At 68.9% G+C, this 17,085-nt stretch carries 16 protein-coding genes; 3 read left to right on the plus strand and 13 right to left on the minus strand.

Going from position 1 to position 17,085, the window contains the following annotated elements:
• The first annotated feature begins 90 nt into the window (after window positions 1-90).
• The gene (locus tag PV762_RS21320; protein ID WP_421037006.1) at window positions 91-876 is read left to right on the plus strand and encodes an exodeoxyribonuclease III; all 786 of its coding nucleotides are present in this window, start codon (window positions 91-93) and stop codon (window positions 874-876) included.
• Between the two features lie 44 nt (window positions 877-920).
• On the opposite strand, the gene PV762_RS21325 is transcribed toward PV762_RS21320, so the two are convergent.
• The 11 genes from PV762_RS21325 to argS all read right to left on the minus strand — a co-directional run bounded on the left by PV762_RS21325 (window position 921) and on the right by argS (window position 13,645).
• Complete coding sequence (locus PV762_RS21325) at window positions 921-1,913, minus strand: Bug family tripartite tricarboxylate transporter substrate binding protein (protein WP_421037007.1); 993 nt, start codon at window positions 1,911-1,913, stop codon at window positions 921-923.
• 47 nt (window positions 1,914-1,960) lie between these two features.
• On the minus strand, window positions 1,961-4,021 hold the full coding sequence (locus PV762_RS21330) for a diguanylate cyclase domain-containing protein (RefSeq protein WP_421037008.1): 2,061 nt from the start codon (window positions 4,019-4,021) through the stop codon (window positions 1,961-1,963).
• Entirely contained in the window at window positions 4,018-6,117 is a 2,100-nt protein-coding gene (locus PV762_RS21335; protein ID WP_421037009.1) for a diguanylate cyclase domain-containing protein, read from the minus strand. The genes PV762_RS21330 and PV762_RS21335 overlap by 4 nt, the downstream gene beginning before the upstream one ends.
• Window positions 6,118-6,131: 14 nt before the next feature.
• Complete coding sequence (locus tag PV762_RS21340; protein ID WP_421037010.1) at window positions 6,132-7,418, minus strand: solute carrier family 23 protein; 1,287 nt, start codon at window positions 7,416-7,418, stop codon at window positions 6,132-6,134.
• 327 nt (window positions 7,419-7,745) lie between these two features.
• Window positions 7,746-8,378 carry a TetR/AcrR family transcriptional regulator gene (locus PV762_RS21345; protein ID WP_421037011.1) on the minus strand — a complete coding sequence of 211 codons (633 nt, stop codon included), beginning with the start codon at window positions 8,376-8,378 and terminating at the stop codon, window positions 7,746-7,748.
• A gap of 66 nt (window positions 8,379-8,444) precedes the next feature.
• Window positions 8,445-8,696, minus strand: a complete 252-nt coding sequence (locus tag PV762_RS21350; protein WP_421037012.1) for a hypothetical protein — start codon at window positions 8,694-8,696, stop codon at window positions 8,445-8,447.
• Between the two features lie 18 nt (window positions 8,697-8,714).
• Complete coding sequence (locus PV762_RS21355; RefSeq protein WP_421037013.1) at window positions 8,715-9,365, minus strand: hypothetical protein; 651 nt, start codon at window positions 9,363-9,365, stop codon at window positions 8,715-8,717.
• Between the two features lie 18 nt (window positions 9,366-9,383).
• Window positions 9,384-10,289, minus strand: a complete 906-nt coding sequence (locus PV762_RS21360; RefSeq protein ID WP_421037014.1) for an SPFH domain-containing protein — start codon at window positions 10,287-10,289, stop codon at window positions 9,384-9,386.
• A gap of 145 nt (window positions 10,290-10,434) precedes the next feature.
• The gene (locus PV762_RS21365) at window positions 10,435-11,115 is read right to left on the minus strand and encodes a thiol:disulfide interchange protein DsbA/DsbL (protein WP_421037015.1); all 681 of its coding nucleotides are present in this window, start codon (window positions 11,113-11,115) and stop codon (window positions 10,435-10,437) included.
• 128 nt (window positions 11,116-11,243) lie between these two features.
• Window positions 11,244-11,918, minus strand: a complete 675-nt coding sequence (locus tag PV762_RS21370; RefSeq protein WP_421037016.1) for an SPOR domain-containing protein — start codon at window positions 11,916-11,918, stop codon at window positions 11,244-11,246.
• Window positions 11,915-13,645 carry an arginine--tRNA ligase gene (argS, locus tag PV762_RS21375; protein WP_421037017.1) on the minus strand — a complete coding sequence of 577 codons (1,731 nt, stop codon included), beginning with the start codon at window positions 13,643-13,645 and terminating at the stop codon, window positions 11,915-11,917. Before argS ends, PV762_RS21370 begins: the two co-directional genes overlap by 4 nt.
• 86 nt (window positions 13,646-13,731) lie before the next feature.
• On the opposite strand from argS, the gene PV762_RS21380 reads away from it, so the two are divergent.
• Window positions 13,732-15,114, plus strand: coding sequence for a serine/threonine-protein kinase (locus PV762_RS21380; RefSeq protein ID WP_421037018.1), 1,383 nt, complete (start codon window positions 13,732-13,734; stop codon window positions 15,112-15,114).
• 166 nt (window positions 15,115-15,280) lie between these two features.
• Window positions 15,281-15,610 carry a PsiF family protein gene (locus PV762_RS21385; protein ID WP_421037019.1) on the plus strand — a complete coding sequence of 110 codons (330 nt, stop codon included), beginning with the start codon at window positions 15,281-15,283 and terminating at the stop codon, window positions 15,608-15,610.
• A gap of 75 nt (window positions 15,611-15,685) precedes the next feature.
• On the opposite strand, the gene PV762_RS21390 is transcribed toward PV762_RS21385, so the two are convergent.
• Both PV762_RS21390 and PV762_RS21395 read right to left on the minus strand, forming a co-directional pair.
• Window positions 15,686-16,141, minus strand: coding sequence for a DUF2214 family protein (locus PV762_RS21390; protein WP_421037020.1), 456 nt, complete (start codon window positions 16,139-16,141; stop codon window positions 15,686-15,688).
• Complete coding sequence (locus PV762_RS21395; protein WP_421037021.1) at window positions 16,138-17,064, minus strand: LysR family transcriptional regulator; 927 nt, start codon at window positions 17,062-17,064, stop codon at window positions 16,138-16,140. Before PV762_RS21395 ends, PV762_RS21390 begins: the two co-directional genes overlap by 4 nt.
• Between the last annotated feature and the right edge of the window lie 21 nt (window positions 17,065-17,085).

Below are 17,085 nucleotides of genomic sequence, written 5' to 3' on the forward strand. Positions count from 1 at the left end.
GGGGAGGCCTCGCTCCCCCCGCTGCTGCCAACTTCAGAACGAGGCTTTGCGATACTGCCGCCCTCTTCCAGGGTCACCCGTCCACCGCCCATGCGCTTCATCACCCTCAACCTCAACGGCATCCGTTCTGCCGCCACCAAGGGCGTCTTCGACTGGCTCCCGCCGCAACAGGCCGACGTGGTCGGCGTGCAGGAACTCAAGGCACAGGCCGACGTCGTCGAATCCCAGTTCGCCGGCTACGACACGCTGACCGGCCACTTCCATTACGCGCAGAAGAAGGGCTACTCCGGCGTCGGCCTCTACACGAAGGAGACGCCCAGCGACGTGATCATCGGCTTCGGCAGCAGCGAGTTCGACAACGAGGGGCGCTGGATCGAGAAACGATTCGACAAGCCCGGCCGCAAGCTGAGCCTGATCAGCTGCTACTTCCCCAGCGGCTCCAGCGGCGAGGAGCGCCAGGCGGCGAAGTTCCGCTTCCTGGCGGAGATGTACCCCTACCTGATGGCGTTGCGCGCGGAACGCGAGTTCATCCTGGTGGCCGACGTCAACATCGCACACAAGGAAATCGATCTGAAAAACTGGAAAGGCAACCGCAAGAACAGCGGCTTCCTGCCCGAAGAGCGGGACTGGATGACGCGGCTGCTCGAAAAGGACATCGGGCTGGTGGACGTCTTCCGCGTCCTCAACGACAAGCCCGAGCAGTACACGTGGTGGAGCAACCGCGGCCAGGCCTGGGCGAAGAACGTGGGCTGGCGACTGGACTACCACCTCGCGACACCCGGCATGGCCCATCTGGCCACGCGCGAGGCCATCTATCTCGACCAGCGCTTCAGCGACCACGCGCCGTTGACAATCGACTACGACTTCAAGTTCTGACAGAGGACGGCGCCCGCCGGCACGGCCGGCTTGGGAGCGAGGACTCAGTCGACCTTCGCGCCAGAGACCTTCACGACCTTGGCCCACTTGGCCGTCTCGCGAGCAATGAGCGCAGCAAATTCGGCGCTCGTGCCACCTCCAGGAACAGCGCCCTGCGCCGCCAGGCGCTCCTTGATGACAGGCGTCGCCAAGGCCTTGGCGACCTCGCGCTGAACGCGCGCGACCTGGTCCGCCGGCTGCGCGATCGGCGCCAGCAGCCCAAACCACGATGAGGCCTCGAAGGCCTTCAGCTCCGGTACGCCGCTCTCGGCAATCGTGGGGAGATCGGGCAAGGTCTCGCTGCGCTTCGCACTGGTGACCGCGATGGCCTTGAGCTTGCCGGACTTGATGTGCGGCATCGCCGAGGGCAGGTTGTCGAACATCAGATCCATGTTGCCGCCCATCAGGTCCAGCAGCGCCGGGCCCGAGCCGCGGTAAGGGAAATGGATCATGTAGGTGCCGGTCAGGCTCTTGAACAGCTCGCCCGCCAGGTGGATCGACGTGCCGTTGCCGCTGGAGCACATGTTCAGCTTGCCCGGATTGGCCTTGGCGACGCGCGCCAGGTCAGCCACGCTGTTGATGCCGTACTTCTGCGCGTTGGCGGGATTCATGACCAACACGTTGGGCACGGCCGCGACCAGCGTGATGGGCGCGAAATCCTTGACCGGGTCGAAGGGCATCTTCGGATACAGCGACTGGTTGATCGCATGCGTGCCCACGGTGCCCATCAGCAGCGAATGCCCGTCCGTCGCATGCGCCACGTCGGCCGAACCGGTGTTGCCGCCCGCGCCGGGCTTGTTCTCGACGACGACGGGCTGGCCGAGCGCCTTCTGCAGCTCCGGCGCCATCGCGCGCGCCATCAGGTCGGTGGTGCCGGCCGGCGGAAAGGGCACGACGATGCGCAGCGGCCGCGAGGGCCAGGCCGCTTGCGCGCGCACGAGTTCCGGCAGCCAGACAGTGGACGACAGCGCGAGCAGCGCGCGGCGGTTCAGGCTCATGGGGGCGTCTCCGATGTTGTGGATCTTGGCCGCCCCAGTATGGGCGACTAGTCCGCGCCGGGCACCTCGGGTGACTCCGGACCCAGGATGGTCTGGAGCTGCACCCGCTCGGAGCTGCAGGCGGCGTCGAAGTCGGCCTCGATCTGGATCAGCGCCTGCGCGTCGCCGGCCTCGACCGTGACGATGCCGCGCGCGCGGTTGCGCCCTTGCGACTTGGCCGTGTAGAGCGCCATGTCGGCCCAGTTGACCGCCTGCTCCCAATGCAGCGCGAGCTGTGCGGGCGGCAGCGGGAAATGCGCGAAGCCGACCGAGCAGGTCACCCGCAGCGGGCCCGCCGATGTGGGCACCGGCTCGCCGCCGACGATGAACAGGATGCGCTCGGCGAGCCGCTGCAGCTGGTCCGGCGCGACGTTGCGGGCGAAGACCAGGAATTCCTCGCCGCCCCAGCGAACGACGAGGTCCTCCGCCCGCACCGCCTGCGCGATGCGCCGGGAGACCTCGATGATCACGGTGTCTCCGGCCGCATGGCCGTGGCGGTCGTTGACGTGCTTGAAGTGATCGATGTCGATCATCAGCAGCGCGCCGGTGAACATGTCCTTCGCATGGCGGTCCATGACCGCGAGGAAGTGGCGGCGGTTGGCCAGGTCCGTCAGCGGGTCGCGCTCGCTCTGCGCGCGCAGCAGGCTCTGGTTGGCCTTGAGCTTGCGGTTGGCGTCGCGGACGCGCGCCAGCATCACGCCGATCAGGATCAGCGACAGCCCCAGCAACGCCGCCAGTCCCACGCCGACGTACTGCGCCAGTCGGCGGTTGCCGAGCTCGCGGTCCTGCAGCGTCTGCTCGCGGCGCAGCAGCTCCAGGTCGCGCTGCTTGGCCTCGCTGTCGTACTTCAGTCGCAGTTGCTGCAGCGAGGACTCTCGGTTGCGTCGCGCCGTGTCGGCGCTCAGCGCGCGCTCCTCGTGATAGAGCCGCAGCGCTTCCTTCGCCTGGCCGACCTTCGCATAGGCCTCGCCCAGCTCGCGCAGCTGCAGCGCGCGGCGCACGGGATCGAAGTCGCCCTGGGCCATGTCGAGGACCCGGGCGATCTCGCGTCGCGCGGGCTCGAACTGGCGCTGCTGGACCAGCGCGACCGACAGGTTGTGTCGCAGCGTGCGTTCGTTGGTCTGGTCGTTGTAGAACTGCATGACCGGCAGCGCCAGTCGGGCGAGCTGGACCGCCTTGGCGGACTGGCCGGTGTGGATGTAGGCGTCGAGCAGGTTGTTCTGCAGCACCGCCACGTCGCGCCGCCCGCCCGACTGCTCGGCCAGCCGCAGCGCGTCTTCCAGCGCCGCCAGCTGGGTGGTCCGGTCGCCGCGCCGCGACGCGACCATCGACTCGACCATCTTGGCGCGGCTCATCGCCGAGACGTCGCCCTGTGCGAGCTGCCAGGCCTGCATCATCCATTGCTGGGCCGCGGCGGGCTCATCCCGGACCTGGCTGTTGACCGCCAGCGACCCCATCATCGTGCCGGTCACGCTATGGTCCTGGACCGCCTGCGCCAGCGACAACGCCCGCCGCAACGAGGTCTCCGCGAATGCGTATTCGCCGCGCGCACCCTGGGCCCGGGCAAGCAGCCTCAGCGCCTGGATCATCACGCGCGCATCGCATTCGGGCGGCAGGGGCGCCGTCGATGCGGCGGGGCAGGCCGGCGAGAGCTCGTCGAGCGCGAGCTGCGCCATCTCGCCGGAGCGGCCGGTCTGGCCCTGTCGATCTTGCAGCTCGGCCAACAGCATGCGCGCGAGCGGCCGGCCGCCCGGCTTCGCCTCCAGCTCGGCAGCCATGCGGCGGACGTCGTCGGGACGCCCCGCCTGGACCGCATTGCGGCCCAGGGTGTATTCGATGTGCAGCCGATGCGCCGCATTCGCGGGTTCCGCCAGCAGCGCACGCAACTGCTGCGCTGCCTTCGCCGGCTCGTTGTAGCCGAAGCGGTCCAGCTGCGCGAGTTGCGCATCCAGGGCGCGATCGGGGATCTCGGCGCGGGCCGGCACCGCGCCCAGTGCCATCGGGACGAGCAGGACGAGCCGGACGAGCCGGACGAGGAGGCCCGCAGGAGCGAGCAGCGCTGTCTTCATGCGCGGGACTCCTGCGTCGGTCCCAGCAGGCTGACCAGCTGCACCTGGCCCTGGTGCCAAGCGGACTCGATGCGGCCGGCCAGCGCGAGCAGCTGGTCGCGGTCGCGCGCCTGCATGGCCGCGACACCGTAGGCCTTGTTGCGCCCATGCGCCTTGGCCATGTACATCACGGTGTCGACGAGATCGATGGCCCGTTCCCATTCCAGCGTCAGGTCTTGCGGCGCCATCGGGAAGCTGGCGAAACCGATGGACGCGCTGATCGGGATGCGCAGCGAGCCGTGCTCGACCGGCTGTCCGCCCATCTGGTCCAGCAGCCGCTGGCCGAGCTGGCGCGCATCCTCGGTCGCTTCAGAGGTCACGAGGATCAGGAATTCCTCGCCGCCCCAGCGCACGACCAGGTCCTGCTCGCGCAGCACGCCGCGCAGGCGGCGCGCGACCTCCACCAGCACGGTGTCGCCGGCCGCGTGGCCCCACTGGTCGTTGATGCGCTTGAAGTGGTCGATGTCGATCAGGAACAGGCTGCCGCGCAACCCGCCGTCGCGGGTGCGTTGCGCGATGGCCTGCTGGAAGTGGCGACGGTTCGCGAGCCCCGTCAGCGGATCGCGCTCGCTCTGCACGCGCAGCGATTCGTTGGTCTGCGCCAGGGCCGCATTCGTGCGGCGGATGCGCCGGTACGCCAGCGCCAGCAAGGCGCCGGACAGCAGCACGCACCCGCCGACCTCGGCCCATAGCTTCAGCTGCAGGTCGCGCGTGCGGATCTGCTCGGCCTTGAGGCTGTTGTCCTGGTTGAGCAGCCGGATCTCGCGCTGGCGCTGCTGGTCCTCGAAACGCGCCTGCGCCTCGAGCACCGCCTTGCGCGTCTCGTCGCGCAGCACTTCGTCGAACTCCCGGCGCGATTGATGGAAGGCCTCGACCGCGCCCGGCAGGTCGTCGAACTTCTCCAGGTAGGTGCCCAGCTCCAGCCAGGATTCGGCGGTGTAGCCGCCGGCCTCGCGCTGCGCGTCCATCGTGATGGCCTGCAGCACGTCGCGCTTGCCCTCCTCCAGCTTGCGCAGGCCGATCTTGGCGATGCCCGAGTTGTACCGCGCCAGGATCTCGGTCGAGATGTCGCCGCTCTCGTGCGCGAGCGCCAGGCTTTGCGTCGACAGGTCCAGCGCCCGCGCGTAGTTGCCGCTGCGCAGTTCGTAGTCGGCCAGGTTGCCCAGCGCCAGGGCCTGCAGACCGGGCGCCTGTGCCTCGCGGGCGTACTGCAGCGCCTGCTCACGGGCCTGCTGGCTGAGCTTCGGATCCTCGTCCTGCGAATGCACGATGCCCAGGATGGTATGGACCGAGTACAGCAGCACGGGATCCGGATCCTGCTGCGCAGCCTGCAGCGCCTCGCGCGCGGTGCGTTTGGCGTGATCGAACTGCTGGCTGCGGTAGTAGTTGAAGGCCAGCGTCGCCTCGGTGTGTGCGGCGCGCCAGCGCGACTCCATCGCGCGCGACTGTTCCAGCGCCTTCAGACCGCTTTCGACGGCCGCGTCGACCTCGCCGTAGTCGCCCTGGATGTAAGCGCGCAGTTCGGTCGCGCGCCACATCAGGCGGCGATCGGCAGTCGCGGCGTCGATGTCGGCCAGGCCGCCCAGCAGGCGCACCCCGGCGCCGAGTTCACCGTTGGCCTTCAGCCATTGCGCGCGCGCCAGCATCAGCGCCAGCGGAATCTGCGAGCGCGTCGTCGCGGCCTCGGGCCAGGCCTTGATCGCTTCGATCGCCGCCTCGTGCCCGCTGCGGTCGCGCAGCTGCGCGAGCAGCGCGGCGCGCTGGCTCAGCGCCTCCAGCCGTTCGGCGCTGCCCACCGCCGCGCGAGCCTCGATCGCCTGCAACTCCCGCACATGGTCGCGCGGATGCGCCTGGCCGACGCGTTCCTGCTGCTCGAGCTCGGCCTGCAGCGCCCGGTCCTGGACGGCCGGCACGCTCGCGGAGCCGGAAGCACCGGAGGCGCCAGCCGGGCGCGATCCGGCGCCGTCACCTGGACCACAGCCCGACAGCAGCGCCAGCGCGAGGCACACGACGGGCGCCAGGGCCGCGGCGCGGGGTTCCGAAGGCTTGAAGGGCATGAAGGCCGAAGGGGTCAGTCCGTGCGGCCGCGCAGGAGGAGCGCATGCAGCAGGATGGCGCCGAAGGTAGCGGTTCCGATGCCGCCCAGCGTAAACCCGCCCAGCTTCAACGTGAAGTCGCCGGTGCCGATCACCAGCGTGATCGCGGCCACCATCAGGTTGCGCGGGTCGCGGAAGTCGACCTGGTGGTCGACCCAGATGCGAGCGCCGGCGATCGCGATCAGGCCGAACACGACGATGCTGACGCCGCCCATCACCGCCAGCGGAATGGCTTGGATCAGCGCGCCGAACTTCGGCGAGAAGCCCAGCGCCAGCGCCATCAGCGCCGCGAAGACGAAGACCGCCGTCGAGTAGATGCGCGTGGCGGCCATGACGCCGATGTTCTCGGCGTAGGTGGTGACGCCGGTGCCGCCGACGGCGCCGCTGGCGATCGTGGCGAGGCCGTCGCCGATGAAGGCGCGACCGAGGAAGGGCGTCATGTCGCGGCCGGTCATCGCGCCCACCGCCTTCAGGTGGCCGAGGTTCTCGGCGACCAGGATCAGCGCGACCGGCGCGATCATCAGCATGGCGGCACCGTCGAAGACCGGCGCGTGGAACTGCGGCAGGCCGATCCACGCCGCCGCGGCAACCTTGGACAGGTCGATCGGCGCGCCCAGGCCGAAGCCGTTGGTCAGCAGCGCGTAGATCAGGCTGGCCTGGATCAGGCCGGCGAGGATCAGCAGGCGCTGCAGCATCCCGCGCGCATAGACCGCGACCACGGCGACGCTGACGAAGGTCGCCGCCTGCATCCAGGCGTCAAAGGGTGTGGGCGCCATGTTCTTGATCGGCACCGACGCGAGGTTCAACCCGATCACCGCGACCACCGCGCCGGTGACCACCGGCGGCATCAGCTTCTCGACCCAGCCGCTGCCCGTGGCCGACACCAGCAGGCCGATGGCGGTGTACAGCACGCCGCAGGCGATGATCCCCCCCAGCGCGAGCGGCAGGTTGGGGTTGGGACCGCTGCCGGCATAACCGGTGGCGGCGATGACCACGCCGATGAACGCGAAGCTCGAGCCGAGGTAGCTCGGCACCCGGCCGCCGGTCAGGAAGAAGAAGAGCAGGGTACCCACGCCGCTCATCAGCACGGCGACGTTCGGGTCGAAGCCCATCAGCAGCGGCGCCAGCACCGTGGCGCCGAACATGGCGATCACATGTTGCAGGCCGAGCGCCGCGGTCTGCGGCCAGGACAGGCGTTCATCGGGAGCAATCGCCTTTTCGGGGCCGACGGTCACGGGCCGCCAGCGCATCAACCACGCCATGGACTTTCCTCGATGGGACAAGCCCACGAGTGTAAGGAGCGCCCAGGGTCACGCGACTACGGCTTATCCCGTGACCCGGTGGGGCCGAGGTCGGCGCTCAGAACAACACCATGTCGCGGTTGCGTCGCGGCAGCTGCCGCAGCAGGCGGCGCCATGAGGCCCAGGCGCGCCACGCGCCGCCGCCGAATAGAAGGCTCAGGATCAAGAGGAGGGTCATGAGGGAACTCCTGGCCGCACGCTGACATCAATCAGGATGCGGCAGACTTTTCGCACGGTCGTGCGAAGTTGGTGGACACGAAGCGGCCGGTGCGGGGCATGGGCTCGGCCTCAGGGGATAGGAACGGGCGCGATGGGCGGCGCGGCGTCCAGCCGGACCGGGGCCATCAGACGGCCATAGCTGGTCCAGGCCCGATCGAGCGCGTCCGGCGTGCGCAGGAAGCGGACCTCCCGGACGAGCGCGGTGAAGAGGCCGTCGAGCTCGAAGATCAACTGGTCGAGATCGGCGTCCGCGCGCAGTTGTCCGGCGTCCTGCGCCTGCACCAGGGTGCGCCGCAGCGTGCCGCGCCAGCGGCGTACGCCGTCCAGCAGCCGGTCGCGCATCGCGTCGTCGCGGTCGTCGTACTCGAAGGCGCCGGCCACGTAGAGGCAGTTGCCATGCGGCCCGTCGACGCGCGCGAGCCAGGCACGCACCATCGCGTCCATGCGCGGCAGGCCGCGCGGCTCGCGCAGCGCCGGCAGGATCACCTCCTGCTGGAAAGTCTTCTCGAACGCGTCCAGCACCGCGGTCTGCAAGGCCTCGCGCGAGCCGATGCGCGAGAACACACCGCTCTTGGACAGATTCAGCCGCTTGGCCACCTCGCCGATGGACAGGCTGTCCAGACCGTCCAGGCGCGCCATCTCCAGCGCGACATCGACGATGGCGCTCTGCGTCAGTTCGCTGCGGGCGGTCTTGGCTTCCATGGACCGCAATTTAGCACGGTCGTGCGAAGTTCGCTGAACGCCTCGATGGCAGCGTCGAAGGCCGGGTTATTCGTGGAGGTCGCCAGCCTGGCCGACGTCGTCGGCATCGCCCGCGTCACCGGCCGCTGTCGGCGGTCGCCCTCGACGCGGCGTCGGCGCCGGCGCGGGCTTGATGCCGCGGCGCTTGAGCGCCTCGCGCAGCAGCAGCTCGATCTGGGCGTTGGACGAGCGCAGCTCGATCGCGGCCAGCCGCTCGATCTCCTCCCACAAGGAGGGATCGAGGCGCAGTGGAAACTGCTTCTTGCCAGGACTGCCCATCGCTGCGTCGCTCCGTCGTCAGCGGCCTGGGCGACGGTGCGGCGATCTGGGCACGTCACGGCCGCTTCCGCCACCTGGCGCAGCGTCCGCTGGCGCTCCGGCGGCGGGCAGGCGGAAACTGAGCAGGAACACGATCGCCCAGGCGACGATGGCGATGAACCAGAGCACGCCGCCCACGCCGCCGCCGAACCAGGTCTGCGTTTCCAGCGCCAGCGCCGGCGCGATCACGAACAGGTTCGCATCGGCCTGCGCCAGGACCACGAGCAGGCCGAGCGGCCAGGACAGCCGCGCCAATCGCGCGAGCGTGCGTTCGCGACGTTCCGGCGCCAGCCAGTAGTCCTTGTGAGGCATGTTGAGGAAAAAGCCGGCGTACCGCGCGACCAGGCACGCGCCCCACGTGCACATCCACGGAATGAAGATCCCCGTCACCAGCGCGGTCGCGACCATGCCGTTCCAGTCAGAGGTCGTCGGGTATCCGCCCGCTGCCGCCGAGTCCCCTCGGAAGGCGGCGGCGACGGCGACCAGGTGCGCCGCCCAGACCACGAGGAACAGCAGCTTCCAGACGGTCCACTCGCCATCGATCGACGCGGACGTCGATGGCGACGCGGATGCGGATGCGGATGCGGATGCGGATGCGGACGACCTTCCGCGACGGGTGTTGTGATCCATGAATGACGCCCTCCGAGATCAGTTGTAGAGCGTGCCCGCGTTGATGATCGGCTGCGTGTCCTTGTCGGAACACAGCACCACCAGCAGGTTGGACACCATCGCCGCCTTGCGCTCGTCGTCGAGTTGCACGATCTCGCGCTCGCTCAGGCCCTTGAGCGCTTCCTCGACCATGCTGACGGCGCCGTGCACGATCTTCTTGCGGGCGCTGATGATGGCTTCGGCCTGCTGGCGACGCAGCATCACCTGCGCGATCTCCGGTGCATAGGCCAGATGGGTCAGCATGGCCGTCTCGACGCTGACGCCCGCGGGCTGTAGGCGCGTCTGCAGCTCCGCGATCATCGCGGCCATCACCTCGTCGGCGCCGGCGCGCAGCGTGATCTCCCGGCTGTCGATGTCGTCGCCCTCGTCGTAGGCGAACTGCGAGGCGACGTGCCGGATCGCGGCCTCCGCCTGGATGCTGACGTACTGCTCGAAGTCGTCGACCTCGAACACCGCGCGGGCCGTGTCCTGCACGCGCCAGACCACCGCCGCGCCGATCTCGACGGGGTTGCCTCGCTTGTCGTTGACCTTCAGCGTGGGCGCGTCCAGGTTGCGGGCGCGCAGCGACAGGCGACGCTTGCTCATGAACAGCGGAATCGTCCAGCGCATGCCGGACATGCGGTCGGTGCCCACGTAGCGGCCGAAGAGCGTCAGCACCCGCGCTTCGTTGGGCTGCTGGATGTACAGGCCGAGCAGCAGGAACAGGGCGCAGACGATGACGACCCAGATGCCGGGTCGCAGCAAGACCTGCCCCCGCGAGTCGATGAACAGGAAGACCGCGACGCCGGCCAGCGCCAGGCCCATCGCCAGCGCGGCATACCCGTTCATATGGCCGCCGCTGCGCTCGCTCGGCATGGCGGTCTTCGGGATCGCGATCTCGGTCATCACCTGGCTCCTCCAAAAGGTGATATCACTTTAAGCTGCGATGGCCCGGTTGCGCAAGCCCTGCCCCCGGTTCTCCCCCAACGGAGGGTCCCAGAAAGCAGAAAGCGCCCCAAGGGGCGCTTCCAAAGGACTGCTTGCGGTCGCGTCAGGCGCCCTTGCGCGCCAGCGGCAGCAGGAAGTTGGCGACGGCGATGCAACGCTGGCCGAGTTCTTCCTCGCTGACGCGCAGCCCGAAGCCGGCCATCGCCGGCGACGTCAGGTAACGGCCGCCGATGGCGACGGTCGGGACGCCGTCGATGTTGTACTGGTTCTGCAGCTTCTCGGCTTGCTGGCTCTTGGTCTGCACGGTGAAGGAGTTGTAGGTCTCCTTGAACTTGGCCGCGTCCACGCCCAGCGGCGCCAGGAACTTGGCCATCTCGTCGACGTTGGTGAGGCCCTGGCCGCCGCGGTGGATGGCGTTGAAGATCGCCGGACGCACCTGCGCTTCCTTGCCCATCGCTTCCAGCGTGAAGAACAGCTGCTGGTGGATCTTCACGTTGGCGCGGAAGGCCACATGGATCTTGCGATAGACGACGTCGGCGGGCAGCTGCTTGGCCCAGGCCTCGATCGTCGGCTCGAAGACGTAGCAGTGCGGGCAGCCGTACCAGAAGAACTCGATCACCTCGATCTTGCCCGGCGTCGAGCCCGGCACCGGCGTGGCCAGGCGCTGGTACTGGCGGCCCTCGACCGGGCCGCCCTGCGCGTGCACCGGCGCGCCGGCCAGGAGCGCACCACCGCCCGCGGCGGTCGACAGGGCCGTGAGGGCGTTGAATTCGCGACGCTTCATCTTCGATTCCTTGTTGGGTTCCGCTGCGACCGGCGCCGCAGCGGCCGGCCATCCTAGAAAGTCAAACTTAGAGCGGCATTAACGTCGCATGACGGCTGTATCAGGGGGATAGGGCGCCGGCCGGACGTTCATCGCTGGATCGCCACGAGGTTGGCCTCGACACCGGCGCCCTCGAGCTTCTTCTGTTGCGCCTCGGCCTCGTCTCGCGTGTCGAACGGACCCAGACGGACCCGGAAGACCGTTCGACCGGACTGCTCGCGCTCCATCACCTTGGCCGAGAAGCCCTGGATCGCCAGCTTGGCGCGCTGCTGCTCGGCGTCCTCCATGCGCGCATAGGCGCCGGCCTGGACGAAGAAGCTGCCGCGCGAGCCGTCAGGACGCACGCCATCGGCGCGCGGCTCGGTGGGACGCTGCTCCGGCTTGACGGACGGGATCTGGCTCTGGGCCTGCGGCTGCACCGCGGGGGCGCGCTCCGCCGGACGGCCTTCGACCGCCGGTGCCGGCGTCCCGCCGATGGTGATCTGCGGCGACGGCTGCGTCGCGGGCGGCGCGACGGCGGGCGTCACGACGCCCGACGCGGCCTTCGCCCCGGCGCGGCCGGCCAGCGGCGCGTTCGGGTCCCAGTTCCGGTTGCGTTCGGCTTCCTGCGCGTCCTGCTCCGCGGTGCGCTGCGGCAGCTTGTTGACGAAGGGCACCGGGGCCTTCGTCACGTACAGGGCCACGCCCAGCGCGATCCCCAGCCCCAGCAGCAGGCCCACGATCAGGCCCATGGCGAATCCGCCGCGCTGCTTCTGTTTACTCATTGCTGCTCCTGCGAGTCACGTTCCATCGCGTCCGGGGCCGACACCCCCAGCACCGCCAGCGCGTTGCGCATCACCTGCCGTGTCGCGGCCAGCAACGCCAGGCGCGCGCGCGTCAAGGCCGGGTCGTCGCCCAGCACGCGTTCGGCGCCATAGTAGCTGTGCAGCGCGCCGGCGAGGTCGCGCAGGTAGAACGCGACGTCGTGCGGGGCCAGGTCTTGTGCCGCCGAGCTCAGCATGCGCGGATAGTCCGCCAGCTTGAGCATCAGCGCGGCCTCGGTCGGCGCGGTCAGCAGCGACAGGTCGGCGCCGGCCACCGCGGCCTCGTCATGGCCTTGCTCGACGCCCTTGCGCAGCACCGAGCAGATGCGCGCATGCGCGTACTGCACGTAGAACACGGGATTCTCGTCGTTGGCCTTGAGCGCGAGGTCGACGTCGAAGATGAACTCCGTGTCGGCCTTGCGGCTGATCAGGAAGAAGCGCACCGCGTCGCGGCTGGTCCAGTCGATCAGGTCGCGCAGCGTGACGTAGCTGCCGGCGCGCTTGGAGATCTTGACCTCCTCGCCGCCCTTCATGACCGTGACCATCTTGTGCAGCACGTAGTCGGGGAACCCTTCCGGGATGCCGACGCCGGTGGCCTGCAGGCCGCCGCGCACCCGGGCGATCGTGCCGTGGTGGTCGCTGCCCTGCACATTGATGCACTTCGAGAAGCCGCGCTTGAACTTGTTGACGTGGTACGCGACGTCCGGGACGAAGTAGGTGAAGGTGCCGTCGGACTTGCGCATCACGCGGTCCTTGTCATCGCCGTACTCGGTCGAGCGCAGCCACAGCGCGCCGCCGTCCTCGTAGGTCTTGCCGTTGGCGACGATGCGCGACACCGCGTCCTCGACCTGGCCGCCGCTGTACAGCGACGACTCGAGGAAGTAGTTGTCGAAGCGCAGCCCGAACGCCTGCAGGTCCAGATCCTGCTCGTGACGCAGGTAGGCCACGGCGAACTGGCGGATGCCGTCCAGGTCCTCGATGTCGCCGGACGCGGTGAACGCGCGGTCGTCCGCCGTCACCGTCTCCTTGCGCAGGAAAGCCTCGGCGATGTCCTGGATGTAGTCGCCGTTGTAGGCCGACTCGGGCCAGCCCGCGTCGCCCGGCTTCAGGCCTTTCAGCCGGCATTGCGTGGACTGGGCCAGCGTCCCGATCTGCACGCCGGCGTCGTTGTAATAGAACTCGCGGCTGACCTTCCAGCCCTGCGTCGAGAACAGGTGGCAGAGCGAATCGCCCAGCGCCGCCTGGCGCGCATGGCCGACGTGCAGCGGGCCGGTCGGATTGGCGGAGACGAACTCGACCAGCGCGGACGTGTCGCGCGCCGGCTGGTGGCCGAAGCGCGTGGTCGCGGCGAACACCTCGCCGACCACGGCCTGGCGGGCCGCCGGCTTCAGGCGGATGTTGATGAATCCGGGGCCGGCGATCTCCAGCGCCTCGACCCAGCGCTCGAAGGCGGGCTGCGCCTGCAGCTGGGCGATCAGCGTCTGCGCCAGTTCGCGCGGATTCTTCTTCAGCGCCTTGGACAGCTGCATCGCCGCCGTGCAGGCGAAGTCGCCGTGGGCGGCCTGCTTGGGGTTCTCGAAAGCGGCCGCGGGCGCGGCCTTGATGAGGCCGCTGTCGAGGGCCTCCTGGCTCAGGCCCTGGAGCACGGTGCCGAGGGCGGCGAGCAATTCCTGCTTGGCTTGGATCATGGGGCCGCATTTTAGGGGACCTGCCCTGTAAGAGACCGTGGTCCCCTCTTGCCCGCACCCTCTCCCTGGGGCAGGATGGTCCTCCGATGAGCGCCTCCGACGATCTCCGTCCCTCCACCTTTTCCGATTCGACGCTCGGCGGACTGGCCGACCTGCCCGAGCAGATCGGCAAGTACCGCGTGCTGAGACGACTGGGAGAGGGCGCGACCAGCGACGTCTTCCTGGCGATGGACGACTTCAAGGGCCAGGAAGTCGCCATCAAGCGCATGCGCGCCTGGTCCGCCGGCGGCCGCAGCGAGGAAGACACGCTCAGCATCCGCTTCTTCGCCGCCGAGGCCGCGCTGGCCGGCCGGCTGCAGCATCCGAACGTGGTGCAGATCCTCGACGCGGTGCAGGACGGCGACCTCCCCTATCTGGTGATGGAGTTCGTCCACGGCGTCACGCTGAAGCACTTCTGCCGCAACGACCGGCTGCTGCCGCTGGACCAGATCGTCGAGCTCGGGTTCAAGTGCGCGATGGCGCTGTCCTACGTGTTCCGCCAGGGCGTCGTGCACCGCGACATCAAGCCGGCCAACCTGCTGGCCGTGCTGGACAGCCAGGGCCAGGTCACCGACGTGAAGGTCAGCGACTTCGGCAGCGCGCTCAACCTCAACGCCGACATGACGCAGGTGCATCGCGTCGGCTCGCTGGCCTACATGCCGCCCGAGCAGATCGAGGGCGGCGATGTCGGCGCCCAGGCCGACATCTATGCGCTGGGCGCCGTGCTGTACCACATGGTCTGCGGCCGTCCGCCCTTCGACGCGCCCAACCAGATGGCGCTGATGCACCAGATCTACCATCAGGCGCCGCAGCCGCTGCTGGGTCAGCGCGGCGGCGTGACGCCGGAACTGGACGCGGTCATCCAGCGCGCGCTCTACAAGCACCCGTCCGAGCGCTATCCGGACTGGGAGTCCTTCGGCCAGGCGCTGTCGGAACTCGTCGCGAAGCAGCTGGTGCCGCTGGCGCGGCTCAACGAGGTGAAGGACTCGGAGCGTTTCAACCTGCTGCGCGGGCTGGAGTTCTTCGCGGGCTTCGGCGACGTCGAGCTCTGGGAAGTCGTGCGGCGCGCGCGCTGGCGCCGGTATCCGCTCGACTACCTGCTGTTCAAGAAGGGCCAGGAGGGCAACACCTTCCACATCGTCACGCAGGGCGAGGTCGAGGTCTGGCGCGACGGCGCGCTGGTCGCGACGTTGGGCACCGGCACCTCGGTCGGCGAGATGGCGTATCTGGCGCCGAATCCCGATCTGCGCCGCCACAGCACCGACATCAGGGTGACCCAACTTTGCACAACCGTGTCCTTTACGCCGGACTCGCTGGGGCAGCTCAGCCCGGAGTGCCAGCACCGTTTCGACCGGGCTTTCATACAGGTCCTGGTCAGGCGGCTCCATCTCGCCCATGAGGCGCTGGCGTCTCCTCGTCGGATCATGTGAGTGAACGACCGACTCGCGCCTGCAGATGGGCGTCGAATCGTTGTCGACTGAAGCGGGTCACCCATTCTCTTGACGGCCGTCAACCGCTCTTGAGAGCCGTCCGTTGCTGTGCTCAACTGCCCGACAGGTCCTTCCCCAACCCCCTGTATCCCCGTAGGAGAGAGTGATGAAACACCTGACCCCCGTCTCGCTGTTCGCCGGTGTCCTGCTGGCCGTCGCCGCGCTGGGCGCGCACGCCGCCGACGATGCCAAGAAGGCGCCGTCCGAGAAGCAGCTGAAGCAGCAGCAGCTGATGAAGAGCTGCAACGCCGACGCCAAGGACAAGTCCGGCGACGAGCGCAAGGCCTTCATGAGCAGCTGCCTCAAGGGCGAGACGGCGTCCGCGCCGGCCAAGACCGCTCAGCAGACCAAGATGACGACCTGCAATGCCGATGCGAAGGGCAAGACCGGCGACGCCCGCAAGGCCTTCATGAAAGAGTGTCTCTCCGCCAAGTAATTCGGCGCAGGCACGCATGACGCCGCTGAGCGAGCGTCAGTCACCATGAACAAGGCCCTCCCGCGAGGGCCTTGTTCACTTCGTCATCACGCCTCGCGCGAGCATCACCGCCGCGATCGGGATCAGGATCAGCAGGTGCGCCTGCATCATGATCAGGCGGCGCGTCGAACGGATCTCGGTCTCGCTGGGCAGGCCACCACCGCCGTCGAGTGTCTTCGTCCACCGGCGGAAGGTCAGGGTCGGCTTGATCGAGATCAGACCGATCACGACGAACATCCCGAACTTGAAGTGCAGCAGCGGCTGGTGCCAGTACCAGCCCAGGCCCTTCATGCCCCACCAGGTGCGGGCCAGGCCGGTGAGCAGCACCGCCACCGCGGTCATGCCGTAGATCATGTCCAGCCGCGAGAGACGGCGCACGACGGCCGGGTTCATCCATTCGCTGCGGCACAGCGCCGCCTGGCTCGACAGGAAGACGACCAGGCTGAGGATGGCCACGATGTGCAGGCCGGCGAGCAGGGCTTCGAGGGTCATGGGGTCTCCCAGGTGGAGGCACGGGCCCAGTAGTCGGGGCTGCCGTGGTGTTCTTTCAGGAAGTCTATCCAGAGCCGGACCCGCAGCGGCAGGTGCTTGCGCTGGGGCAGCACGGCGAAGATGCCGTTGGGCGGCGCGGCGAAGTCGTCGAGCACGCTGACCAGCTCGCCCGCCTGCAGCGCCGCGGCCACTTCCCAGGTGCTGCGCCACGCCAGGCCGAGGCCCTGCCGGCACCAGTCATGGAGCACCTGCCCATCGCTGCAATCGAGCCGCCCGCTGGGCCGAAGATGCTGCACCTGGCCGTCGATGCGGAAGGCCCAGCCGCGCGTCTGGCTCGCGTCGGAACTCAAGGTCAGGCACTCGTGCCGCATCAGCTCCGACGGATGCTTCGGCGTGCCGGCGCGCTTGAGGTAGGAGGGCGCGGCCACGCACAGCCGCCGGTTGTCGGCCAGCCGCATGCTGATCAGGCTGGAGTCGCTGAGGTCGCCGACACGCACCGCGCAGTCGAAGCCCTCGTTGACGATGTCGACGACGCGATCGCTGAGGTTCAGCGACACGCTGACCTCCGGATGCCGCGACAGGAAGTCCGGCACCAGCGGCGCGACATGGCGTCGGCCGAAGCCGGCCGGCGCGGTGATCCTCAGATGACCGCTGGCCTTCACGCCGCCGGCGCTGACGCTGGCTTCGGCGCTGGCGAATTCGGCGAGCAGGCGCTGGCAGTCCTCGAGGAAGGCGATGCCCTCGTGCGTCAGCGTCAGCTTGCGCGTCGTGCGCAGCAGCAGCTTCACGCCGAGCCGCGCCTCCAGCGCGTCCAGCCGGCGGCCCATCACCGCCGGCGCCACGCCCTCCGCCTGCGCCGCGGCGGTCAGGCTGCCCTTGGTCGCGACCAGCGTGAAGGACTCGATCTGTTTGAGGCGGTCCATGGCCGGCGATTGTTGGACCGT

Origin of the sequence: Mitsuaria sp. CC2 (assembly GCF_048957715.1) — a bacterium.
Taxonomy (GTDB): Bacteria; Pseudomonadota; Gammaproteobacteria; order Burkholderiales; family Burkholderiaceae_C; genus Roseateles.